The 21,818-nt window shown below is 71.6% G+C and carries 21 protein-coding genes and 2 pseudogenes; 12 read left to right on the forward strand and 11 right to left on the reverse strand.

The genetic code is table 11. The features are described from left to right. Entirely contained in the window at positions 1-633 is a 633-nt protein-coding gene (locus ER308_RS01490) for an HAD family hydrolase (RefSeq protein ID WP_131153372.1), read from the forward strand. A gap of 75 nt (positions 634-708) precedes the next feature. Then, on the forward strand, positions 709-1,137 hold the full coding sequence (locus ER308_RS01495; RefSeq protein ID WP_131153373.1) for a CBS domain-containing protein: 429 nt from the start codon (positions 709-711) through the stop codon (positions 1,135-1,137). A 147-nt stretch (positions 1,138-1,284) separates the two neighbouring features. Here the strand turns inward: ER308_RS01495 and ER308_RS01500 are convergent, their stop codons facing one another. Beyond that, the gene (locus tag ER308_RS01500; RefSeq protein ID WP_165491726.1) at positions 1,285-2,304 is read right to left on the reverse strand and encodes an SDR family NAD(P)-dependent oxidoreductase; all 1,020 of its coding nucleotides are present in this window, start codon (positions 2,302-2,304) and stop codon (positions 1,285-1,287) included. Between the two features lie 195 nt (positions 2,305-2,499). On the opposite strand from ER308_RS01500, the gene ER308_RS01505 reads away from it, so the two are divergent. The 5 genes and pseudogenes from ER308_RS01505 to ER308_RS22990 all read left to right on the forward strand — a co-directional run bounded on the left by ER308_RS01505 (position 2,500) and on the right by ER308_RS22990 (position 6,280). Next, a complete protein-coding gene (locus tag ER308_RS01505; RefSeq protein WP_205745829.1) occupies positions 2,500-4,125 on the forward strand; it encodes a BCCT family transporter in 1,626 nt (541 codons plus the stop codon). A 10-nt stretch (positions 4,126-4,135) separates the two neighbouring features. Next, positions 4,136-4,858: a hypothetical protein gene (locus ER308_RS01510; protein ID WP_131153375.1), complete on the forward strand. Its 723-nt coding sequence runs from the start codon at positions 4,136-4,138 to the stop codon at positions 4,856-4,858. Positions 4,859-4,917: 59 nt separating this feature from the next. After that, positions 4,918-5,070, forward strand: a pseudogene (locus tag ER308_RS22985) (hypothetical protein); the annotation flags it as partial. Between the two features lie 170 nt (positions 5,071-5,240). Beyond that, a complete protein-coding gene (locus ER308_RS22185) occupies positions 5,241-5,600 on the forward strand; it encodes a hypothetical protein (protein WP_131153376.1) in 360 nt (119 codons plus the stop codon). 278 nt (positions 5,601-5,878) lie between these two features. After that, a complete protein-coding gene (locus ER308_RS22990) occupies positions 5,879-6,280 on the forward strand; it encodes a cupin domain-containing protein (RefSeq protein WP_420826235.1) in 402 nt (133 codons plus the stop codon). 62 nt (positions 6,281-6,342) lie between these two features. Here ER308_RS22990 and ER308_RS01530 read toward each other — a convergent pair whose 3' ends face one another. From ER308_RS01530 to fdh, 9 genes are all read right to left on the reverse strand, one after another. Continuing rightward, positions 6,343-6,702, reverse strand: coding sequence for a c-type cytochrome (locus ER308_RS01530; protein ID WP_165491729.1), 360 nt, complete (start codon positions 6,700-6,702; stop codon positions 6,343-6,345). A 52-nt stretch (positions 6,703-6,754) separates the two neighbouring features. Beyond that, positions 6,755-7,117 carry a hypothetical protein gene (locus tag ER308_RS01535; protein WP_131153379.1) on the reverse strand — a complete coding sequence of 121 codons (363 nt, stop codon included), beginning with the start codon at positions 7,115-7,117 and terminating at the stop codon, positions 6,755-6,757. Further along, the gene (locus tag ER308_RS01540; RefSeq protein ID WP_131153380.1) at positions 7,114-7,698 is read right to left on the reverse strand and encodes a hypothetical protein; all 585 of its coding nucleotides are present in this window, start codon (positions 7,696-7,698) and stop codon (positions 7,114-7,116) included. The genes ER308_RS01535 and ER308_RS01540 overlap by 4 nt, the downstream gene beginning before the upstream one ends. Then, positions 7,695-9,560, reverse strand: a complete 1,866-nt coding sequence (gene ctaD, locus ER308_RS01545; RefSeq protein ID WP_131153381.1) for a cytochrome c oxidase subunit I — start codon at positions 9,558-9,560, stop codon at positions 7,695-7,697. The genes ER308_RS01540 and ctaD overlap by 4 nt, the downstream gene beginning before the upstream one ends. After that, positions 9,557-10,528, reverse strand: a complete 972-nt coding sequence (gene coxB, locus ER308_RS01550; RefSeq protein ID WP_131153382.1) for a cytochrome c oxidase subunit II — start codon at positions 10,526-10,528, stop codon at positions 9,557-9,559. Before coxB ends, ctaD begins: the two co-directional genes overlap by 4 nt. 112 nt (positions 10,529-10,640) lie before the next feature. Further along, on the reverse strand, positions 10,641-11,945 hold the full coding sequence (locus ER308_RS01555) for an L-lactate MFS transporter (protein WP_131153383.1): 1,305 nt from the start codon (positions 11,943-11,945) through the stop codon (positions 10,641-10,643). Then, positions 11,942-12,946, reverse strand: a complete 1,005-nt coding sequence (nrfD, locus tag ER308_RS01560; RefSeq protein ID WP_131153384.1) for an NrfD/PsrC family molybdoenzyme membrane anchor subunit — start codon at positions 12,944-12,946, stop codon at positions 11,942-11,944. Before nrfD ends, ER308_RS01555 begins: the two co-directional genes overlap by 4 nt. Beyond that, the gene (locus ER308_RS01565) at positions 12,946-13,836 is read right to left on the reverse strand and encodes a 4Fe-4S dicluster domain-containing protein (RefSeq protein ID WP_131156846.1); all 891 of its coding nucleotides are present in this window, start codon (positions 13,834-13,836) and stop codon (positions 12,946-12,948) included. Before ER308_RS01565 ends, nrfD begins: the two co-directional genes overlap by 1 nt. A gap of 44 nt (positions 13,837-13,880) precedes the next feature. After that, positions 13,881-17,090, reverse strand: a complete 3,210-nt coding sequence (fdh, locus tag ER308_RS01570) for a formate dehydrogenase (protein WP_165491730.1) — start codon at positions 17,088-17,090, stop codon at positions 13,881-13,883. A gap of 257 nt (positions 17,091-17,347) precedes the next feature. On the opposite strand from fdh, the gene ER308_RS01580 reads away from it, so the two are divergent. Genes ER308_RS01580 through ER308_RS01595 form a run of 4 tightly spaced genes read left to right on the forward strand, consistent with a single transcriptional unit; the run spans position 17,348 to position 20,426 of the window. Next, positions 17,348-18,142, forward strand: a complete 795-nt coding sequence (locus ER308_RS01580) for a c-type cytochrome (protein WP_131153387.1) — start codon at positions 17,348-17,350, stop codon at positions 18,140-18,142. Positions 18,143-18,172: 30 nt separating this feature from the next. Further along, entirely contained in the window at positions 18,173-19,105 is a 933-nt protein-coding gene (locus ER308_RS01585; RefSeq protein WP_131153388.1) for a QcrA and Rieske domain-containing protein, read from the forward strand. Then, positions 19,105-20,088: a cytochrome b gene (locus ER308_RS01590; protein WP_131153389.1), complete on the forward strand. Its 984-nt coding sequence runs from the start codon at positions 19,105-19,107 to the stop codon at positions 20,086-20,088. Before ER308_RS01585 ends, ER308_RS01590 begins: the two co-directional genes overlap by 1 nt. Next, positions 20,067-20,426, forward strand: a complete 360-nt coding sequence (locus ER308_RS01595; protein WP_131153390.1) for a hypothetical protein — start codon at positions 20,067-20,069, stop codon at positions 20,424-20,426. The genes ER308_RS01590 and ER308_RS01595 overlap by 22 nt, the downstream gene beginning before the upstream one ends. A gap of 9 nt (positions 20,427-20,435) precedes the next feature. Here ER308_RS01595 and ER308_RS01600 read toward each other — a convergent pair whose 3' ends face one another. Beyond that, positions 20,436-20,831, reverse strand: a complete 396-nt coding sequence (locus ER308_RS01600) for a hypothetical protein (RefSeq protein WP_131153391.1) — start codon at positions 20,829-20,831, stop codon at positions 20,436-20,438. Between the two features lie 205 nt (positions 20,832-21,036). On the opposite strand from ER308_RS01600, the pseudogene ER308_RS01605 reads away from it, so the two are divergent. Continuing rightward, positions 21,037-21,791, forward strand: a pseudogene (locus ER308_RS01605) (SDR family oxidoreductase). The last annotated feature ends 27 nt before the right edge of the window (positions 21,792-21,818 follow it).

Genomic DNA, 21,818 nt, shown 5'->3' on the forward strand with positions numbered 1-21,818 from the left:
ATGAGCCAAGCCCGCAGCGGCGTGCTGATCGATCTGGACGGCACGCTGGTCGATTCGGTCTACCTGCACGTGATCGCCTGGCAGGAAGCCCTCCAGCGCCACGGTCACACGGTCCCGACCGCCGACGTGCACTCCGCGGTCGGCATGGGATCGGACCGCTTGGTTCCCTGGCTCGTCGGCGGCACGGTCCCGGATGCCGAGGCCGTGTCCTCGGAGCACACCGCCCGGTTCCTCGAACTCGTCGACCGGGCTCGGGAGACTCGCGGGGCCACGGCCCTGCTCGAGGACCTGCGCCGACGCGGGGTCGCGCACGTGGTCGCGAGCTCGGCGAGCGGGGAGGAGTCGACCGCGCTGATCGAGGCACTCGGCACCGAGCCGCCCGTGATCGACAGCGAGGCGGTGTCCGCGTCCAAGCCCGCCCCCGATCTGTTGCTGGCCGGGTGCGAGCAGCTCGAAATCGCCCCGGAGCGCGCCGTGCTCGTCGGCGACAGCCCGTGGGACGCCGAGGCCGCTCAGCGGGTCGGTATCGGGATGATCGGGGTCCGGACCGGCGGCTTCTCGGACGAGCTGCTCTTCCGCCACGGCGCCCGTGATGTCGTTCCCGATCCGCGTGCCCTCATCGGGCGCCTGTGAGGACGCGACGTGTCGAGCGTATTGACGTGGGAATCGAGGGGCGGACCGATCAGACCAGCGATCAACGGAGGTTCCATGGCCGCCCGAACCATCGGCGAGATCATGACCAGTGACGTGCGCGCGTGCCCGCAGGACGCAAGTGCCGCCGAGGCCGCCCGTCTCATGCGGGATCACGGCATCGGGGACGTGATCGTGACCGGCGGTGACGACGACGTGCCTTCCGGCATCGTCACCGACCGGGACCTGGCGGTCCGGGTCATGGGCGGGGGTCGCGACCCCGACACCATCACGCTCCAGGAGATCATGACCACGGAGCTCGTAACGGTGCAGCGCCAGACCGAGGTGAGCGACGCCGTCACGATCGTGCACCGCTCATCGGTTCGTCGGCTCCCCGTCGTCGAGGACGGCGAGGTGCTGGGGATCGTCACCATCGGCGACCTCGCCCGGGAACGTGATCCCGACTCGGCACTCGCCGACCTCAGCGCGGAGTCACCGAACAACTGACCCGGCCCGCCGACTCGGCAGGGCTTCTCGTAAGGGTCTCGGCGCCGCTGGCCGACCGGGGTCGCGAACGGCCAGCGGCGTCGAACGCGACGGACGACCAGCCGTTCACGTGGTGGCGACCGGCACCATCGAGCCTCGCCGGTCGTCTCAATCGGTGTGCTGACCGTGGCGCCGCGCCGACGGCCGGCCCGCCGCACCGACGATCCCCCGACCCGGCTCGGTCGCGACCCCGCGCACCCCCTCGTGCTCCGGAGCGTCGGCGCCGCGCGGCAGCACCCGGTGCACGAGTGCGGCGGCGCGGGTTCCGAGACCGGGGGCCAGCCCGTGCGCTCGTACGGCCACATGCGCGGGCGCACCGAGGATGAGCTCCGCGTCTCCGCGGATGGTCGCCTCCACCACCCGGCGCGCCGCCCGCTCGGCGCGCATCGAGAGCCCGGGTACGACGGCCGCGAGCCCGAACCAGCGAAACTCCGCCCCCGGTCGCCCGCGCATCCGCGCGTGCAGATGGGACCCCGTTCGCATCAGTCCCGGGACCACCGTCGTGACGGGAATCCCCTCGTCGGCGAGCTCCACACGAAGGCCCTCGGACAGCCCCACCGCGGCGTGCTTGGCGACCGAGTAGGCGAGCAGATGTGGCGCGGGCACCTTGCCACCGATCGAAGTGACGACCGTCACCCGCGGGATCTCGCTCTCGCGCAGGTGGGGCAGGGCCGCGGTGATCGCGTGCCATACCCCCCAGAGCATGACGTCGGACGCCTGCTGGACCTCCTCGGTGTCCTGTGCCGACAACGGCCCGACCATGAGCGTGCCGGCATTGGCAACGACGATGTCGAGCCGGCCCCGCCAGCGAACGACCCGGTCGATGAGCTCCGCCACGGCCCGCGGGTCGGTCACGTCGCATACCTCGCCCCGGACCTCTCCGCCGCCGCTCTCCTGCAGCTCACGTTCGGCGTCGAGGACCTGATCCCCGTTGCGGGCGCATATCACCACGTGCACACCGCGATCGGTGAGCTCCCGTGCGACCTCCCGCCCCAGTCCTCGCGATGCACCGGTGACCAGCGCGACGCAGCCCATGACGTCGGCGGGGGTTCTTCGGCGACGAATCCGCAGCCCCACAGCCAGTGCGCTCCCGGCCAACAGCACCGCCACCACCGTGGATCGGATCATACGTCCCCCTGGGGCCAAGGCTTTCGGTTGACATTCCGTCGGACGCCGCCAGGTACCCGCCGCCAGCCGCTTCACACGTGGGTTGGACGCTGTCCGACGGCCGCAACCCACCCCGGCGCGGACCGGTTTCCAGCAGCGGACAACGGGCATCGGTCGGGCGGCAAAGCACGACACGGTCGACCGGGAGGAGATCCGGTGAGCCAGGAGACCCAGCCCGAAGAAGGCTCGGAAGACGGCGAGACCGGGGCCGGCACCCAGAAGCTCGCGACGGCAACCCGCTTCGACATCCGCCCACAGGTGTTCGGCCCGGCAGCGGGCCTGATCGTCCTGTTCGTGGCCCTGGGCGCGGCCTTTCCGGACGTCCTCGCCGACGTCTTCACCACCCTCCAGGAGCAGATCGCCGATCGCTTGGGCTGGTTCTATCTCACGGCCATGACGGTGTTCCTGGTCTTCGTCGGCTGGTTGGCGCTGAGCCCGTACGGCAAGACCCCACTGGGCGAGGACGACGACGAACCCGATTACAGCTACCTGTCGTGGTTCTCGATGCTCTTCGCCGCCGGCATGGGGATCGGCTTGCTGTTCTTCGCCGTCGCCGAACCGATCAGCCACTTCGGCATCGACCAGCCCCCCGGCGCGGCGGCCGAGCCCGGCACGGCGGGTGCGGCGACCGAGGCCATGAACCGCACCTTCTTCCACTGGGGCCTGCACGCGTGGGGCGTCTACGCCCTCGTTGGTCTGGCCCTGTGCTACTTCGCCTATCGCCGGCACCTGCCGCTGACTCTTCGCTCGGCCTTCTATCCCCTGCTCGGGGACCGCATCCAGGGCTGGATGGGCGACGCGGTCGACACGCTTGCGATCGTCGGCACGCTCTTCGGTGTCGCCACCTCGCTCGGCATCGGTGCGGTCCAGATCAACGCCGGCCTCGACGCCGTCCTGGGCACGGGCACGGCCCCGACCATCCAGTTGGGGCTGATCGCGGGTATCACCGCGATCGCCACCGGATCGGTCGTGCTCGGGCTCGACCGGGGCATCCGACGGCTGAGCATCACCACGATCAGCCTCGGGGGCCTGCTGTTGCTGTTCGTGCTGCTGGCCGGGCCCAGCGTCTTCATCTTCGAGCGGCTCGTGTCGAACCTCGGTACCTATGTCGCTTCGTTGCCCGGCATGAGCCTGGAGACCGAGGCCTTCGCCGCGGGCGACTGGCAAGCCGACTGGACGATCTTCTACTGGGGCTGGTGGATCTCGTGGTCCCCGTTCGTGGGCATGTTCATCGCCCGCGTCTCGCGAGGGCGGACGATCCGCGAGTTCATCGCCGGCGTCGTGCTGGTGCCCACCGCCGTGACGGCCGTGGTGTTGAGCGTCCTGGGCGAGACGGCGTTCTTCCGGGAGCTCTTCGGCGAGGGCGGGGTCGTCGCCGCCGCGGAGGAGACGTTGGACGTCGCCCTGTTCGCGATGCTGGAGGGCCTGCCGGCCACGACCGTCACGAGCATCGTCGCGATCCTCATCATCGCGGCGTTCTTCATCACCTCGTCGGACTCCGGGTCGCTCGTCGACGACATCCACGCGTCCGGGGGCAGCCTCGCTCCTCACAAGGCCACCCGCGTGTTCTGGGCGGTCGCAGAGGGGTCCGTCGCGGGGGTGCTGCTGCTCGCCGGGGGTGAGACCGGCCTCGAAGCCCTGCAGCAGGCGTCGATCGCGACCGGCGTGCCGCTCGCGATCCTCCTGCTCGCGATCTGCGTCTCGATCACGAAGTCGCTGAGGAAGGAGGCGCGCACCGGCCGGCACGAGTCGCTCGCCCCCGAATCCTCGGGCGTCGAGTGATCCCACGGCCGTGGAGGAGCCGACCGCGCTCAGTCTGGCGGCGGCGCTGCTGCTCGCATCGCTGCAGCTCGCCCCACGGCTCCTGCCGACCGAGGACCGCAGCAACGTCTGGACGCGTCGTTTCACCTCGATCGGCGGGGGCTTCAGCGTCGCCTTCGTGTTCCTGCACCTGCTGCCGGAGCTGGAGGAGGCCGGTGAGCACGTGGCGGGCCCGCTCGAGGACGACCTCGGGTTCGCCGCACACGATGCCCACCTGCTCGCGCTCGGCGGCCTCGTGGCCCTCTACGGGATGGAGCGCCTCGCCCGCCGGACGTCCGACACGGTGCGCCGGACGGTCCAGTTCGAGACCCTGGCCTTCGCCGCGTACTACGCGAGCGTCGGCCTCGTGCTGTGGGAACAGTCCACCGAGGGCGTCGCGGAGCTCGTTACCTTCACGGTCGCGGTGGGCGTGCACTTCCTCGTGATCGACTGGGGCCTGGCGCGGCGCCGACAGAGGCTGTACCGGCGGTTCGCGCGGCCGCTCCTGAGCGCGATGGTGCTCGCCGGGTGGGGAGTCGGAGCACTCTTCGACGTGCCCGAGGTGCTCACCGGCGCCCTCACCGCGTTCCTCGCCGGCGGGGTCGTGCTCGTGGCGCTCAAGGAAGAGCTCCCCAGCGAGTCACAGAGCCGGTACGGATGGTTCGTGGCCGGAGTGGTGCTCTACACGGCCATGCTCACGGCCATGCCGGCGTAGACCTTGCATCCGGTCGGCGGGTGGGGCACCGTCGAGCTGCCCGACCACTGGGGAGCCCGATGCTGGCCGAGTCGCTCACAGCGCGGCGTCGCCACCGGTTCGTCGGGCGCGAAGCCGAGCTCGAGGCGTTCCAACGGACGCTCGGGGCTCGGGAACCCCCCTCGCCCGTCCGCTACATCCACGGGCCCGGCGGCGTCGGCAAGACGAGCCTGCTCGAGGAGATGGCGCGCCGCGCCACCCACGCCGGGGCGCACGTGGCGTGCCTCGACGGACGGCAGACCGCGCCCTCGCAGGTGGAGCGCGCGCTCCAGCAGGACCCTACGCTGGTCCCGGTCCGGGCCCCGCTCCACGGATCCTCGACCGGGACGAGTTCTGCGCCGCGGTGCGCCAGGCGCTGCGCGACCTGCGCCGCCCCGACCTGCTCGCTCGAAACCCATTGCTGGGCACCCGACTGCTCTCCTCGAACACCGGCTCCGGGCCGCCCGACGCCGCCGCCCTCGAGGACCTGCTCGGTCGAGCGATCGCCCAGCTCGGCAGCCACCCCCGTGACGAGCGGCTGCAGCGCGCGGTCGAGACCACCTACGCACGCCCCGCCGCGACCCAGGAAGCGGCCGCGGCGGCCCTCGGCCTGCCGTTCAGCACCTACCGGCGCCACCTCACCCAGGGGGTATCCAGAGTCTGCGCCTGGCTGTGGGCGCAGGAGGTCGGTGACGCCGTCGTGCCCACGGCCGGGCACCGGTGAGCATCCGGCGAACAAGACCGAGCATCGTTCGGTCTGGTACCCGAACAGCGGGGCGAGCCACCCTCCCACCGTCCGCAACCCGGTGGGAAGGAACCCTCGATGACCCCTCGCAAGCTGGGCGCCTCCGCGCTCCTCACGCCCGCGCTCGTGCTGCTCGGCGCCGCCGCGGTCGCCATCGCGGTCCGTGGGAGGTGAGCGAGGCCGTGAGCGCACACCCCCGCATCGTCAGCGCAGAAGAGCGCCAGTCCCTGCAATGGCTGGGCGAGACCACGGTCGATGTGCTCCTCGACGCCGCAGGAAGCGGCGGCCAGCTCGCGGTCCTGCGGGGCCGCCAGGTCGGCGGGGACGCTGCGCCCTGGCACGTGCACGGGCGCGAGGACGAGACCATGATCGTGCTGCACGGCGCGGCCCTCGTCTGGATCGGGGACCGGACCCATCCACAGCACGTCCGGGCCGGGGACGTCGCGTTCATACCGCGGGACGTCCGCACGCCTATCGCATCGAGTCCGACACCGCCGACCTCCTGTTCGTCGCGACCCCGGGCGGGCTCGAGGATTTCTTCCGCCGGGCGGGACACGATCTCGCGACGCCGGTGCCCGCCGGTTGGACGCTCGAACCGGAGACGCTCGAGGCCGCGTTCCGTGAGCACGGCGGCACGATCCTCGCACCACCTCCCCTGACAACGGACTGAGCTGCTGGCGCCCGGAGCTGCTGGGCGGGGACGGGCCGTGGGACCGATCCGTCAGTCGAGGCTCTGGAGGTACTCGGCGATCGCCTCCGCGTCATCGTCGCTGACCCCCACGTCGGGCATCACGTTGCCCGGATCGATCTCCTGGGGGTTCGCGATCCACGCGGCGAGGTTCTCACGGGTGTTCGGGAGCTCGCCCGCGATCACCCGACGCTCGGCGATCCCGTCCAGGGGCGGGCCGACCCCACCCTGGGGACCGGGCAGATCGTCGATCGCGTGGCACGACAGGCAACCGTACTCGATCAGTGCCTCCTCGCCCCGCTCCGCCAAGGCGGCGTCGCCCGTCTCCTCCTCGGGATCGCAAGCGGCCGCCACGACCCCGACGATCACCGCGAGCCCGACCCAGGAGAGCACCGCACCGAGTCGTTGCCGATGGTGGGCCGGTCGTGGATGCGGGGGCATCGCGCTACACCCAGTTCTGGCAGGGATCGAAGAGCAGGGTCGCCGCCCCGGCGGCGATGATCGTCAGCGTGGCGACCAGGCTCAGGACCACGCCGGCGCGGCTCATGAAGCGCTGGCGCTCGAGGCGCGGGTCCTCGGGGTCACCCGGTGGGATCCGGCGATGGCGCCAACCGGCGACCGTCGCGCCAGCGGCCACGGCCAGCGCGATGACCGTCGCCACGTACAACGGCATCCGGGTGGCGTACGCGCAGACGGCCGGCAGCGCGTAGTAGCTGACGATCAGGTGCAACGCGTACGCGCTCATGCCGCCGAGCAGCGCGAACCAGCGCCAGCCGGGGTGCGGACCCGGATCCTGGACTCGCGTCATGCCCCACCACCCACCCAGTACCGCGGCACGAGGTGGAGGACGGCGTACGCCGTGCCCCAGCCGACGGCGACGTAATAGGTCAGCAGCAGGGTCGCCACGTAGGCGTTGCGCAGCCGCAACTGCTCCTCGGGGGCCCAGTGGCGCAGCGCCAGCACCGCGTGGGCGACGAGCACCGCGAAGGCGACGATCGCGTGCAGGCCCACGTTCACCCAGTAGGCCGACGCGAACGCGTTGACCGTGTGGTCGTAGCCGAGCGAGAGGAGGTCGCCGAGCGAGAGCGCGACCGAGATCGCCAGCAGGACGGCCACGACGGCCGCGGCGGCCTGCAGCCGACCCGGCTGGTCCCGCGCGACCCGGCGGTGCGCCGCGACCGCGGCGAGCAACGTGAGCACCCCGGCCCCGACCACCGCGAGCGGCAGACCGGGTGCGGGCAACGGCGTCTCCGCGGGGGGCCACGCCTCGGCGCCCTGTGCGAGGTAGATCGCGGCGAACGCGATCGTGACGTGCATGGAGGACAGCACGGTGATGGCGCCGACGGCACCCCACCAGATCGGCTCGCGTACGGCAACCACGCGGCTCATGGCACGTCCTGACGACTCCAGCCCCACGCGATCAGGCACACCGCGACCCCCAACGCTCCCGCGATGAACAGGGCCAGCATGTCCACGAGGACGGCGAAGAGCAGCAACGCGACCGACAGTGCCGTCCCGAGCGGCCAGAGCGAGTGCACGGGGATCGTGATGAGGCGCTCGGGCTCGGCGTCGAGCACGCTGCTGATGAGCAGCTCCCGGCGGTCGGCGCGCTCGACGAGCGCACCGGCACCGTCCTCGGCCACGCCGTCCCACAGCGGGTAGCGGCCCAGGACCCGCGGGGAGTGGCTGAAGTTGTACTGCGCCGGTGGGCTCGTCGCCGCCCACTCGAGCGTGCCGCCGTCCCACGGGTCGTTGCCCGCTGTGGGGCCACGCAGGCTCCCCCGGAAGAGATCGAATAGCACCACGGCGATCCCCAGGGCCGAGACCACGGCGCCGATCGAGGCCACGAGGTTGCCGAGCTCCCAACCCAGGCCGGCCTCGTAGGTCCAGATCCGCCGGGCCATCCCGTCGAAGCCGAGCTGGTGCATCGGGAAGAACGTGACGTTGACCCCGATGAAGAACAACCAGAAGCCGAGGTGGCCGAGCCTGGCGGACAGCATCCGCCCCGTGATCTTGGGCGTCCAGTAGTAGAGCGCCGCGAGTAGCGGGAAGACCGTGGACCCGATGATCACGTAGTGGAAGTGCGCCACGACGAAGTAGGTGTCGTGCGCTTGCCACGTGAACGGGATCATCGCGAACATGACCCCGGTGAGGCCGCCGGTCACGAACACGATGAAGAAGCCCATCACGTAGAGTAATGGAGGGTCCCACTTCGGTCTGCCGTTCCAGAGCGTCGCGATCCACGCGAAGATCTGCACGCCGCTCGGGATCGTGATGAGCAGCGTGCCCGCCGCGAAGAACGCGAGGCCGATGAACGGCAGGCCGGTGGCGAACATGTGGTGCACCCACGTGCCGAAGCTCATGATGCCGATCGCGACGGTGGCGGCCGCCACGAGCGGGTAGGCCACCATGCGGTGCCGCGCGAACACGGGGATCAGGGTGGACACGACCCCGAACGTCGGCAGGCTCATGATGTAGACCTCGGGATGGCCGAACCACCAGAAGATGTGCTGCCAGAGCACCGGGTCACCGCCGAGGTCGGGATTGAAGAACACCGTCCCGACCTTGCGGTCGAGTTCGAGCATGATCGAGCCCATCACGAGCGGGGGGAACGCGAACAGCACCATCAGCGCGGTGACGAACACGCTCCACACGAACAGGGGCAGCCGCGCAAACGTCATCCCCGCCGCCCGTGTCTTCAGGACGAGCACGACGATCTCGAGCGCGGCGACGATCCCGCTGATCTCCACGAAGGTCACGCCGAGCAGCCAGAAGTCGATGTTGTCCCCGGGGCTGTACTCGGGCCCGGTCAGCGGGGTGTAGGCGAACCATCCCCCGTCGGGGACGCTCCCGGCGAAGAAGCTCGCGTACAGGAAGATTCCCCCGGCCAGGTAGGCCCAGTACCCGAACGCGTTGAGGCGGGGAAACGGCATGTCCCGCGTGCCCAGCATCAACGGCGCGAAGTAGATCGCGAGCGCCTCGGTGATCGGCACCGCGAAGAGGAACAGCATCGTGGTGCCGTGCATCGTGAAGAGCTCGTTGTACGTCTGCGCGTCGAGGACGCTCTGTCCCGGCGCCCCCAGCTGCCAGCGCATCAGGAGCGCCTGGATGCCGCCGAACGCGAAGAACACGATCGCGGTGACGAGGAAGCGCTTGCCCACCTGCTTGTGGTTCACCGCGCCGAGCCATCCCAGCACCCCGGGCTTCGTCGCCCAGGTGGCCTCCATCCGGTCCGCGGGGGGTGCGCTCATTCGAGCGACTCGAGGTAGGCGAGCAACGCCTCCAGCTGCTCACCGTCGAGATCGGTCGGCGGCATCGACACCCCCGGCTTGTTGGACTGCGGATCCAGGATCCAGCCGGACAACTCCCCCCGATTGTTGCGCATGATGCCCGCACCGAGCGTCTGGCGGCTCGCGAGGTTCGTGAGGTCGGGCCCGACGCCGAACTCCCCCTCCGTGAGGTCACCGGGCTCGGGGCCGCCCACCCCCCGGATGGCATGGCAGTCGATGCACGCGGCATCCTCGAAGACCTGCTCGCCCTGGGCGGTCAACTCGGTGTCGGGCTCCGGGGCTTCAGCGCGCTGCTCGTCGAGCCAGGCGTCGAACGCGGCCGGCTCCTGGGCCACGACGATCTTGAGCATCTGCGCGTGCGCGATCCCGCAGTACTCCGCGCAGAACCCCCGGTAGACGCCGGCCTCCTCGGCCTCGAGCCAGTGCTCGTTCACCCGGCCGGGGACCATGTCCATCTTCCCGTGCAGCTCCGGGACCCAGAAACTGTGGATCACGTCCGAGGCGTGCAGGCGCAGCTCGATCGGCTGTCCCGTCGGGATGTGCAGCTCGTTCGCCGTGATGACCTCGTCCTCCTCGCCCGCGTTGTAGCGAATCTCCCACCAGAACTGGTGACCGACGACGTCGACGGTGAGGTCGGGGTTGCCGGGGGGGTCGTACACCTGCTCCCCGCTCCACAGCAGTACCCCCATGAGCCCGAGCAGCACGAGACCGGGCAGGACGAGACCCCACACCACGACGAAGGGTTCCCGCAAGGTACCGCCGTGGCGTCGCAGCAGCGCGAGCGCGAGCCACAGCATCGTGATCACGAAGGTGACGACCGCGCCCCACAGCAGGATCTGCCAGACGGTGGCGATGATCTCGGCCGCTGGCCCCTGGGGCTCGAGCACCGAGGTCTCGCCGGCCCCCGAGCGGCCCGACCGGTCGGTCATCGCGCCGGGGCTCCTCTGTCCTCCGTCATCGCGCTGGGACTCCTCTCTCGTCGGTCATCGCACCGGGACTCCTCTCTCGTCCCTCATTGCGCCGGGACTCCTCCCCCATGCCTCACCGCGCCGGGACTCCGCTCTCGTCCATCGACGCGCCGTCCCGTGCGCCAGTCTCGCCACCCTCGGCGATACGCTCAGGTGCCCTCGCGAGGATCGCCGGCAGGATCGCGGCGACGAACGCCACGACCGCCCAAACGTAGAGCGGCACCTCGAACGAGCCTGTCAGGTCGCGCAACTCTGAGGTCACGAGCGGACCGATCACCCCGCCCGCGCTCCAGGCGATGATCATCGCACCGAAGACGGCCCCGTTGTGTTCGGGTCCGAACAGGTCGGCGGTCCACGCGGGGGTGATCCCGAAGCCGCCCCCGAACCCGAGCGCCACGATCGAGGCGAGCAGCGCGAACACGACGATCTGTGGCACGAACGGGATCGCCACGAAGCACAGCGCCTGGACCACGAGCATCGCGGTGTAGGTGGTCCGCCGGCCGACCCGGTCCGAGAGCGCCGCCAGCCCGGGTCGACCCAGCGCGTTGAACACGCCGAGCAGGCCGACGATGAAGGCCCCCTGACCAGCACTGGCCTCCGCGACCTCCTGGGCGATGGGCGAGGCGAGGGTCACGAGGGCGATGCCGACCGTGACGTTCGCGAGGAAGGCGATGCACAGCGCGTACCACTGCCAGGTCCGCAGGGCCTCCCCCGCGGTGAGGTCGTCGCCCCGAGGCGAGGGCGGCGGGTCGGGCAGGTCGGCGCTCTCCGGCGGATCCTTCAGGAAGAACGCGAAGGGCAATCCGATCACGAGGTAGATGGCCGCGAGGATGCCGAACACCGGCGGCACGTCGCCCACGAGCGCCATCAGGCCCTCACCGGCGGGTCCGGCGAGCAGCGCTCCGGCGCCGAAGCCCATGGTCGCGAGGCCCGCGGCCATCCCCCGCTGGTCGGGGAACCACTTCACGATCAGCGCGGGGCACGGGATGTAGGCGATGCCCAGGCCGATGCCGGCGAGCACGCCGTGACCGGCGACAAGGATCCACAGATCGCCGGGGTCGGTGACGAGCACCCCGGTCGCGACGCCGACGCAGAACACCACGACGCCGATGACCACGACCCATCGCGGCCCCCAGCGGTCCTGGACCCGGCCGCCGAAGTACGCGCCGAGGAAGATCGCCCCGATGTTCGCCATGAGCGGGGCCATCGCCTGCGTCCAGGTCCAGTCGAAGCTCTCCTGCAGTGGGGTGACGAAGACGCTCCAGCCGTACACGCCGCCCAGCGGGAACAGGACGATGAACGTCGCGGCGGCCATCCACCAGCGCGTTCGCATGGCGGGGGTGCCCTCGGACCGTTCGATGCGGTTCTCGGTGCTCATGGCGTCTCCCCATTCGACGTCGCGCTCGACGCGTCCGTCCGCGCCCGGCTCCGCCCGCCGGAGAGCCGCTGCCGTTGCGGGACGACCACGTGGCGGGGGTCGGCGGCCGAGGCGAAGCCCGCGCGATAGACCGCCCAACGTTGGCACAGTCCCCCCGCGGCGATCAGGGCTCCTCCTGCTCGCTGCGACCACCTCGACGGCAGCACCGAGAGCGCGGCGCCCACCGCCGTGCACGCCTTGGCCGCCTTGGACCACGCACCGGTATCCCCCTGCTCGTAGACCTCGCCCAGGACCCCGAGATGGCGGGTCATGCGGCGCTCGACGGCCAGCTCGACCGCCGCCGCGCCCAGCACGAGGCGACGCGTCTCGGGCGCGGGGTGCGCGACCTGGAGCAAGCCCGCGGCCCCGCCGGTCGCGCCGGCCGCGAACAGGGCCGGCAGCTCGCGCCGGGCGTGGTGCCAGACCGGGATCGCGCTGTCGGCGACGAGCACGCCCGTGTAGGTCGACATCGCCAGGCCGAGCGCCGCCGCCCCGGCGTCGGTGAGCGGGCGGACGCGCCGCAGGGCATCCGCCTCCCCGGCGGCCAGAGCGGCGCTCGACGCGCCGGTGAAGGCCGCGAGCGTCCAGCTGCCCACGCTCATCGCGGAACTCGGCTTCAGGACTCGGAGCATGTGCAGGAACCGCTTGGGCCGGCCCAGGTCGGCGATGAGCAACGGGGGACAGAGCGCCGCAGCCGCGGCCGCGAGGCGCCGGGCCCGCCGGGCGGCGCGCTCGTCTCCCGTGACGGCCCGGGCCGCAGCGATCACCGACGCACTGCCGGCGATCCCGCCGAAGAACAGGTACCAGGGGACCTCCCAGGTCCACTCGGGTTCCTTGACCACCGGGCGGCCGTGGTAGGTCGCGACCTCCTCGGGCCATTCGGAGGGGAGGTCGTCGCTGAACCGTGCGGTCGCTCGACCGCTGACATGGGACGTCGGGAGTGCGCTCGTGGGCTCGCTCATCACCGACCCCCCGCGCCGCCCGCGCCCACGCTCGCCAGAACGCCGGTGGCGAGTGCCGCGGCGGCAATCCCCGCCCACCGCCACATCTGGCCGAGGTTGCGGGTCGGCGTCACCGGATCGGGTGGCAACCGGTAGTGCTCCGGATCGTCGAGGAGCAGGAAGAGCGCACCGGTGCCCGCGACGCCCTCCTCGTCGCGGCCGTACAGCTGCGCCTTCGGCTCGTACTCGCTCACTCGGGCGAGCCGGTTCTCGGCGCGCTCGATCAGTTCGTCGAGCGGGCCGAACTGGATCGAGTCGGTCGGGCAGGACTGCGCACACGCTGGTTGCGTCCCGGACTTCAGCCGGTCGTAGCACAGCGTGCACTTGTGGGCCCCGCCGTCGGACTCGCGGCGCTCGATGACACCGAACGGGCAGGCGGTCACGCAGTAGCCGCAGCCGTTGCAGATGTCGTCCTGCACCACGACCGAGTCGAACTCGGTGTAGAACAGCGCTCCGGTCGGGCAGACCTCCACGCACGCGGCGCTCGTGCAGTGCTTGCACACGTCCGAGCTCATGAGCAGCCGGATGCCCCCGACGTCCCCCTCGGTACCCGTGCCCGGAGGCTGGCCGACCTCACCGCTGGGATCGATCGCCCCCTGCACCGCGACGTCCGGGGGCTGGTCGAACCATTCGAGGCCCACCGTGGGCGAGACCGGCTGCTCGACGAAGGCGACGTGGCGCCACGCGTTCGCGCCCAGCTCGCCGGTGTTGTCGTAGGAGTGGCCGGTGAAGCCGCCGAGGTGGTCGGGGACGGCGTTCCACTCCTTGCAGGCGACCTCGCAGGCCTTGCACCCGATGCACACGGTCGTGTCGGTGAAGAACCCGTATCGTCGTCCGGCGGCGGGCACCACCTCGTCGCCGACGCTGGCCGCTTGCGCTGGGCTGGTGTCCTCGCTCACGCGCTGCCCCCTTCGAAGGCGGCACCCGGGCCACGCCGACGACGCCCGGGGCGGATGTCGCAGGTCCCCGCCTTGACCTCCTGGATGTAGACGTTCGGGTCGAGGACGATCGGGAAGAGGTCGTTGGCGGCGTCCCCGGTGGACCGGCCGGCGTGACCCCAGTGGTACGGCAGGCCGATCTGGTGGACGATCCTCCCGGCCATGTTCAGCGGCGCGATCCGCTCGGTGACGAGCACCCGTGCCTCGATGACCCCGCGGGCGCTGGACACGGTCGCCCAGCCTCCGTGCTCGAGGTCGCGATCGACCGCGAGGTCGGGGTGCACCTCGACGAACATCTCGGGAGCCAGCTCGGAGAGCCGAGCGCTGAATCGGCTCATCCCCCCGGCGGTGTGGTGCTCGGCCACCCGATAGGTCGTCGCGACGTACGGGTAGGGGTCGTCGGGCCCGTCGATCGGACCGTGGTAGGGGTTCAACCGGTGGTGGTACTCCCGCAGCGCGGGATTGCTCTGCTGGCCCTCGATCGGGTTGGCCGTGGGGGCCTCGCGCGGCTCGTAGTGGGTCGGCAGCGGGCCGTCGGCGAGCCCGGACGGGGCCCACAGCCACCCCTTGCCGTCGGCCTGCATGACGAACGGGTCGGTGCCCGCGATCGCGTCGGGCCCCAGCGCGTCCTCGTCCGGCACGTAGTCGGGTGGGCGGCCCGGCACGAAGTCCGGCCGGTCGTCCCCGGTCCAGGCCGCCGCCTCGGGATCCCACCAGACCAGTGCCTTGCGTTCGGACCAGGGGTTGCCCTCGGGGTCCGCGGAAGCCCGGTTGTAGAGCACGCGGCGGTTGTCCGGCCATGCCCACGCCCACTCGGCCGCGACCGGCCCCATCTCGGTCCGAGGCGTCCGACGCGCGGTCTGGTTCACGCCGTCGGCGTAGCAGCCGCTGTAGATCCAGCAGCCGCAGGCGGTGCTCCCGTCATCGGTGAGCTCCGGGTACCCCGACAGCAGCGTTCCGTCCGCGTGCCGGCCGTTGATCTCCCGCAGGACCGCGTCGGCGTCGGGTTCGGCGATTGCCCCCTCGGTCGGATAGTCCCACGTCATCGAGAAGATGCTGGCGTTGCGCGGCTCCTCGGCCGCCTCCGGATCCGCCGACAGCTTGGAGCGGATCCGACGCATCAGGTGGTAGCAGAACCAGAGGTCGCTGCGCTGGTCCTCCGCCGGCCAGACCGCCCGCTCGTGCCACTGCAGCAACCGTTGGGTGTTGGTGAAGGTCCCGTCCTTCTCGACGTGCGCCGCCGAGGGCAGGAAGAAGACCTCGGTGCCGACGTCCTCCGGTCGCACGCGGCCCTCGGTGACCTCGGGGGCGCTGCGCCAGGCCTCGGCGCTCTCGATCATCGTGAGGTCCCGGACCACCAGCCAGTCGAGGTGACGCAGTGCCTCGCGGTGCAGGCCCGAGTTGGCCGACCCGACGGCCGGGTTCTGACCGAACAGCAGGTAGCCGCGAACGGTGCCGTCGATCATGTCCAGCGCGGTCTGGTACGCGTTGTGGTCGCCGGTGAGGCGTGGGAGCAGGTTGAACAAGTAGTCGTTCTCGGCGGTGGCGTGTTCCCCGAACCACGCCTTCAACAGGCTCACCGCGAAGGCCCGTGCGTTCGCCCAGAACCCCTTGTGGGCGGTGATCCGCTGCTCGTAGGTGTCGAGGTCGGGATGCTGCTCGGCGTGGGGCATCGGCAGATAGCCCGGGAGCAGGTCGAACAATGTCGGGATGTCGGTCGACCCTTGGATCGACGCGTGACCGCGCAGCGCGAGGATCCCACCCCCCGGGCGGCCGACGTTGCCGAGCAACAGCTGCAGAACCGAGGCCGCGCGGATGTACTGCGCGCCGACGGTGTGCTGGGTCCATCCCACCGAGTAGACGAACGCGCTGGTCGCCTCCCGCCCGGAGTTCGCGACGAGCCACTCGGCGACGGTGCGGAAGGCCTCGACGTCGATGCCGCACGCCTCGGCGACCTTCTCCGGCGTGTAGGCGGCGTAGTGGCGCTTGAGCAGCTGGTAGACGCACCGGGGATGGGTGAGGGTCTCGTCGCGCTCGACGTGGTGGATGTCCTCGATCGACCCTCCCTCGAACGCCTCGCCGCCCTCCTCCTCGTGGTCCGCGGGCAGGTCGCGGTCGCGGTCGCCCGCGGCGGCGACGTGCTGCAACCCCTGGCTGCCCTCGTACTGCCAGCTGGTGTCGTCGTAGGTCCGGGTCTCGGGGTCGTAGCCGCTGAACAGCCCGTCGAGATCGGTCGGCAGCTCCGCGTCCTCCGAGACGACGTGGCTGGCGTTGGTGTAGGGCAGCACGTACTCGCGGAAGTCGGCCTCGTGGGTGAGGACGTAGTTGATGAGGCCCCCGAGGAACGCGATGTCGCTGCCCGGCCGCAGCGGCACATGGAGGTCGGCGAGCGCGCTCGTGCGGGTGAACCGCGGATCGACGTGCACCACTCGGGCCCCGCGCTCCTTGGCCTCCACCACCCACTGGAACCCCACCGGATGGCACTCGGCCATGTTGGAGCCCATGATCACGATGCAATCGCTGTTCGCGAGGTCCTGCTGGTAGGTGGTCGCGCCCCCGCGACCGAACGAGGTCCCCAGACCGGGGACCGTGCTCGAGTGTCAGATGCGGGCCTGGTTCTCGACCTGCACCACGCCCAGGGCGGTGAACAGCTTCTTGATGAGGTAGTTCTCCTCGTTGTCGAGCGCGGCCCCGCCGAGGGAGCCGATCCCCATCGTCCGGTGCAGCGTCCGCCCCTGCTCGTCGGTGTCCTCCCACGTCTCGCGGCGGGTGGCGATCACCCGGTCGGCGATCATGTCCATCGCGGTGTCGAGGTCGAGGGTCTCCCACTCGGTGCCGTGGGGACGGCGGTACTTGACACGGCGCTCGCGGGCGGGCCCGGTCACGAGCTCACCGGTCGAGGAGCCGCGCGCGCACAGGCGGCCCCGCGAGATCGGACTGTCCGCGTCGCCATCCACGTGCACGACCTGCTCGTCCTTCACGTGGATCCGCTGCGCGCAGCCGACCGCGCAGAACGGACACACCGACGGGACGACCCGGTCCGCATCGTCGGTGCGCGCGTGCACCTCCTCGGTGCGCGCCGACCGGGCCGCACGCCCGAGGCCCCACGGATCCTCGCCGCGCAACTGCTGGATCACGGGCCAGTCGCGGAGCTTGGGGCGTCGCATCGTCGGGCCTCCTCGAAGCGGCTCGGCGGACCGGGTGAAGGGGGGCGGTGTGCGTGGGCGGACCCCGCGGCGCCCCCGCCTACCCGGCCCCGCCGGCTCGAAACCCAACGACGCGGTCTGTCCCGAGCCACCGCACGAATGAATGGACCGTCAACGGGTACGGGGGGCACACTCGGTCGCCGCCCACCCGCGTGGGCGCGACCCGCCCAGTAACCCAAGGTGCGGAAGGGGAGCGCCTGCATGGACCCGACGCCGGCATGACGAGCGCGCCACGCCGCGGGGCGGCGCGACCGCTGCTGCAGTGGCTCGGGGTCGCCGTCGCGGTCGCCGTGCTCGTCCCCACGACGCTCGCCGTCGCCTCGGAGGACGACGACGCCGACGATCCGACCGAGGACCCCGAGCGGGCGCAGGTCGAGCGGGGGGGCGAGGTCTACGCCCGCTACTGCGTGACGTGTCACGGCACGTCCGGAGGGGGCGGCTCCGGCACCGGGGTGCAGGCCGGCCCGCCGATCGACGACACCTCCGTCTCGTACAACGACCTGCTGGTGCGGACCGGCCGCATGCCGATCGTCGACCAGGAGGCCGGGATCTTCGAGGAGCCCGACATCACCGACGAGGACCGCGACGCGCTGGCCGCGTGGCTGTCCTCAGAGCTCGGCCTGCCCGGAGACATCCCCACTGTCGGCGAGGGGGACCCCGCGCGGGGAGGCGATCTCTACGCGGCCAACTGCATGCAGTGCCACGGCGCCACCGGCGTCGGCGGGATCTCCGGCGGGGGCGAGCTCGTGCTGGCGGTGCGGCAGCTGGACGAGGTCGCCATCGCACAGGCCATCCGGGTGGGTCCGTTCACCATGCCGGCCTTCGACGACGACCAGCTCGACGAGCAGGGCGTCGCCGACATCGCCGCCTACACCACGAGCATGGACGACCAGCCGACCACACCGCTCGGGCTCCGGGAGCTCGACCGGGTGTCGCAGGCGCTCGCGGCGGGAGGCGTCCTCGTCCTCGTGGGGTTCGCGATCGCGTTGGCCCACCGCCGTCCGCGTCAGTAGCCCGTCGACCGCGACGGGAGGGGTGACCCAGTGCAGGAACACGAACGCAGCGAGCCGACCCGGGATCGAGCCTCGTTCCGCGCCGTCCTCGCCTGGGGGGCGCTGAGCGCCGCCGGCGGCCTCGGCTTCGCCGTCGCCTTCGTGCTGGAAGCGAACGTCGCGGTCCTCGGCCTGCTGCTCGCCCTGGCCTTCGGCGGCCTCGCCGCGGCGCTGCGCCGGCTGGTCCTCGCCCACTACCCGCAGGTGACCGGGGTCGAGGAGCGCCCTGACCTCCCGAGCGAGGGCCCCGCGGTCGACCCCGGCGACGTCGCGATCGATCCGGCGGTGGACGAGGACACCGCCGCCGCCTCCCGGCTGCGTTGGGGGCGGCGGACGATCCTCACCGCCGGCGGGGCCCTCGCGATCGGACTGCTCGCGCCCGCGACCTCGATGGGGCCAACCCGGCCGGACGTGGGGCTGCGGACCCGCTGGGCCGAGGGCACCCGCCTCCTGGACGACGACGGTCGGACGCTCGCACCCGAGGCACTGCCCGAGGGGGGACTCGACACCGTTTGGCCCGAAGGACCGGACGGGGGCCCGCTGCGCGAGGAGCTCTCGGCCGTCGTGCTGATCCGCGCGCCCGAGGAGGACCTGGGCCCGCCGACCGACATGGACGGGGTGGTCGACGGCAACCTCGTCGCCTACTCGAAGGTGTGCACGCACATGGGGTGCCCGGTCGGGCTGTTCCGCGCGGGCACCGGCGTCCTGTTCTGTCCCTGCCATCAGGCGTCGTTCGATGCCGGGGCGGGGGCGGTGCCCACCTTCGGTCCCGCCGAGCGCGCACTCCCCCAACTGCCGTTGCGGCTCGAGGACGGCGTGCTCGTGGCCGCAGGGGCGTTCATCGGCCACGTCGGCCCCACCACCGGGCTGCGCCCGCGACAAGGACGCAGCACCGACCGCCTGCTCGACGAAGGGGGCGGCTGATGACGCGCCCGGTGCGCGCGGTCATCGTGGGCGTGGACCGTCGCCTGGCGATCAGCCCGTTCGTCGCGAAGCTGTCGCGCAAGCCCTTCCCACGCCACTGGTCCTACCTGTTGGGCGAGGTCGCGGTCGTGAGCTTCGCGATACTGGTCGCCACGGGGATCGCGTTGACGCTGTTCTACGAGCCGTCCGCGGCCACGGTCACGTACGAAGGCGGGTCGGACCTGCACCGGGGACGCGACATGCCCGCGGCGTACGCATCGGTCGTGACCCTCTCGAACGACGTGCCCGGCGGGATGCTCCTCCGGCGCATCCACCGCATCGCCAGCCACGTGTTCATCGGGGCGATCCTCGCGCACCTCGTTCGGGTCGTCGCCACCGGCGCGTTCCGGGCTCCCCGCGAACTCACGCACCTCATCGGGGTCGCGCTGCTGTTCGTCGCCGTGATCTCCGGATGGACCGGCCACAACCTCCCGTTCGACGTTCTGGCGGGCACCAGCCTCCGGATCTTCTACGCCCTCGTGATCTCGATCCCCTGGGTGGGTGAGACCCTCGCGCAGTGGCTCTTCGCCGGCGAGTTCCCCACCGGGCAGATGCTGCCTCGGATGTTCGCCCTCCACGCGCTGTGGGCCCCCCTCGTCATCACCGCCCTGCTCGGGCTGCACCTCAGCTTGATCGCCCGGCAACAGCACACGCAACGGCCACGAGCGGACCTCGACGGCGAGCAGTACACGGTGGGCGAGCCGCTCTGGCCGTGGCAGGCGATGACCTCGACGGTGCTCGCGCTGGGCGTCGCGGCGGTGATCTCGCTGTCGGCTGCGCTCCTGCCCTACGCGGACCTCGACCTGCACGCCCCCTACCGCATCGGGGAGGCCAGCAACGCGTCCCAGCCGGACTGGTTCCTGTTCTGGGTCGAGGGCCTGCTGCGCCTCGCCCCGCCACTGGAGTTCTCGGCCCTCGGGCCGTGTGGTCGGCGCCGTTCCTGATGGGGGTCGCCGTGCCGCTGCTGCTCGTCGCCGCGACGGCGGCCTGGCCGTGGATCGAGCGCGCCTTCCGCGGGCGCGAGGACGTAAGCCACGTGAACCAGCGACTGCTGGACGTCCCCGCCCGGGCCGTGGCGCTGTGGGGTGCGGGCACGTTCGTCGCGGTGGCGACCGTGGCCGCTGCCAACGACGTCATCGCCCGGATCCTCGGGGCACCGATCGAGGTCGTCGTCTGGGTCCTGCGGGTGCTCGTCGTCCTGCTACCGCTCCTCGCCGCGGTGGCCGCCGGGCTCGCGGCCCGCCGCCGCCGACGCCGCTTGCACGCCCACCACCACGCCTGAGGTCCGTTCTCAGCGTGGCCGTCCCGCCCCGGGAGGCCCGTCGGCGCCCGGCTCCTCGTGCGCCGTGTCCGTCGGGTGTGTCGAGGTCGACGGATCCGATCGCCCGGGCCCGTCCTCCTGCATCGAACGGCTCGGCCGCGGCTGCTCGGGTTCGGCGCCCGGTTCGGCGGGACGATCGCCATCGGTGGGGTGCGGGTCCACCGGCTCCCGCTGTGGATCGCCGACCCGGCCGCCGTACTCGTCCGGATGCGTCGCTCCCTGGGGGCCGCTCGACACGTCGCCGGGCGCGTCGGCCTCCTCGGGTCCGGTCTCGCGGCCCGACACGCGGGACGTGACCCAGCCGATCACGAGCGCGAGCAGCGCGATCGCCACGAGCGCGACGGGGATCATGACCAGGACCTCCATGGCCGACACCTTTCTATCGAACGAGGGGCTCGTGTCGGAGGCGTGCACGACCGCGACACGGTACCCACGCCCGGCGGGAGCACACGCCCCACCGGCCTCGCCCCGGAGGGCGGCAACGGAAGGGCCGGTTTCGTCCTCGATGCACGGGGCACGTCGGCGCGGTCGCTCGGGACGCGAGCTGACGACCCAGATCGAAGGAGCATCCATGACCCGCACGATCGTCACCGGGGGCGACTCCGGCGTGGGCCGAGCCACCGCGATCGCCCTCGCCCGCGAGGGACACGACGTCGCGATCACCTATCGCAGCGACGCCGACGGGGCCTCGCAGACGGCCGCCGAGGTCGAGGAGCTGGGGGTCGGCCCGCCACGCGTCCACCAGCTCGACCTCGCCGAGCCCCACCGCATCCCCTTGGTGCTGAACGACATGATCAGCGACCTCGGCGGCCTGGACGCCGTCGTCAACAACGCGGGCACGATGCATCAGGCGCCGGCGCTCGAGCACACCCTCGAGGACTGGCAGCAGGTCATCGACGTGGACCTCACGGGCTGCTTCCTCGTGGCCCAACAGGCCGCGCAGCACATGGCCGAGTCCGACGGCGGACACATCATCAACGTCACCAGCGTGCACGAGCACATCCCGCTGCCGAACGCGATCGCCTACAGCGCCGCCAAGGCCGGGATGGGGCTGGTCTCCAAGGTGATGGCCCTCGAGCTCGGGGACCGGGGGTACGGGTCAACTCCGTCGCGCCCGGAGAGATCGCGACCCCGATGACCGGTCAGCACGAGACCGACCCCACCAACGAGGGCCGCCCGGCGCTGCCGATGGGGCGTCCGGCCCACGCCGAAGAGATCGCGGAGACGATCACCGCGCTACTGGGCGGCGCAGGCAGCTACATGACCGGCAGCTCCGTCCTCGTCGACGGCGGCCTCGCGCTGATCCCCGCTGCCCAGAACCGGTGAGGCGGCGCGCAGCCGGGCCGCAACCCC

Source organism: Egibacter rhizosphaerae, assembly GCF_004322855.1.
Taxonomy (GTDB): domain Bacteria; phylum Actinomycetota; class Nitriliruptoria; order Euzebyales; family Egibacteraceae; genus Egibacter; species Egibacter rhizosphaerae.

Bases quoted from the DNA above. Each gene is read 5' to 3' on its own strand.
- ER308_RS01500 (WP_165491726.1), bottom strand. From the start codon at position 2,304: ATGATCCGATCCACGGTGGTGGCGGTGCTGTTGGCCGGGAGCGCACTG.
- nrfD (WP_131153384.1), bottom strand. From the start codon at position 12,946: ATGAGCGAGCCCACGAGCGCACTCCCGACGTCCCATGTCAGCGGTCGA.
- ER308_RS01555 (WP_131153383.1), bottom strand. From the start codon at position 11,945: ATGAGCACCGAGAACCGCATCGAACGGTCCGAGGGCACCCCCGCCATG.
- ER308_RS01600 (WP_131153391.1), bottom strand. From the start codon at position 20,831: ATGGAGGTCCTGGTCATGATCCCCGTCGCGCTCGTGGCGATCGCGCTG.
- ER308_RS01580 (WP_131153387.1), top strand. From the start codon at position 17,348: ATGACGAGCGCGCCACGCCGCGGGGCGGCGCGACCGCTGCTGCAGTGG.
- ER308_RS01535 (WP_131153379.1), bottom strand. From the start codon at position 7,117: ATGACGCGAGTCCAGGATCCGGGTCCGCACCCCGGCTGGCGCTGGTTC.
- ER308_RS01590 (WP_131153389.1), top strand. From the start codon at position 19,105: ATGACGCGCCCGGTGCGCGCGGTCATCGTGGGCGTGGACCGTCGCCTG.
- coxB (WP_131153382.1), bottom strand. From the start codon at position 10,528: ATGACCGACCGGTCGGGCCGCTCGGGGGCCGGCGAGACCTCGGTGCTC.
- ER308_RS01495 (WP_131153373.1), top strand. From the start codon at position 709: ATGGCCGCCCGAACCATCGGCGAGATCATGACCAGTGACGTGCGCGCG.
- ER308_RS01540 (WP_131153380.1), bottom strand. From the start codon at position 7,698: ATGAGCCGCGTGGTTGCCGTACGCGAGCCGATCTGGTGGGGTGCCGTC.
- ctaD (WP_131153381.1), bottom strand. From the start codon at position 9,560: ATGAGCGCACCCCCCGCGGACCGGATGGAGGCCACCTGGGCGACGAAG.
- ER308_RS01490 (WP_131153372.1), top strand. From the start codon at position 1: ATGAGCCAAGCCCGCAGCGGCGTGCTGATCGATCTGGACGGCACGCTG.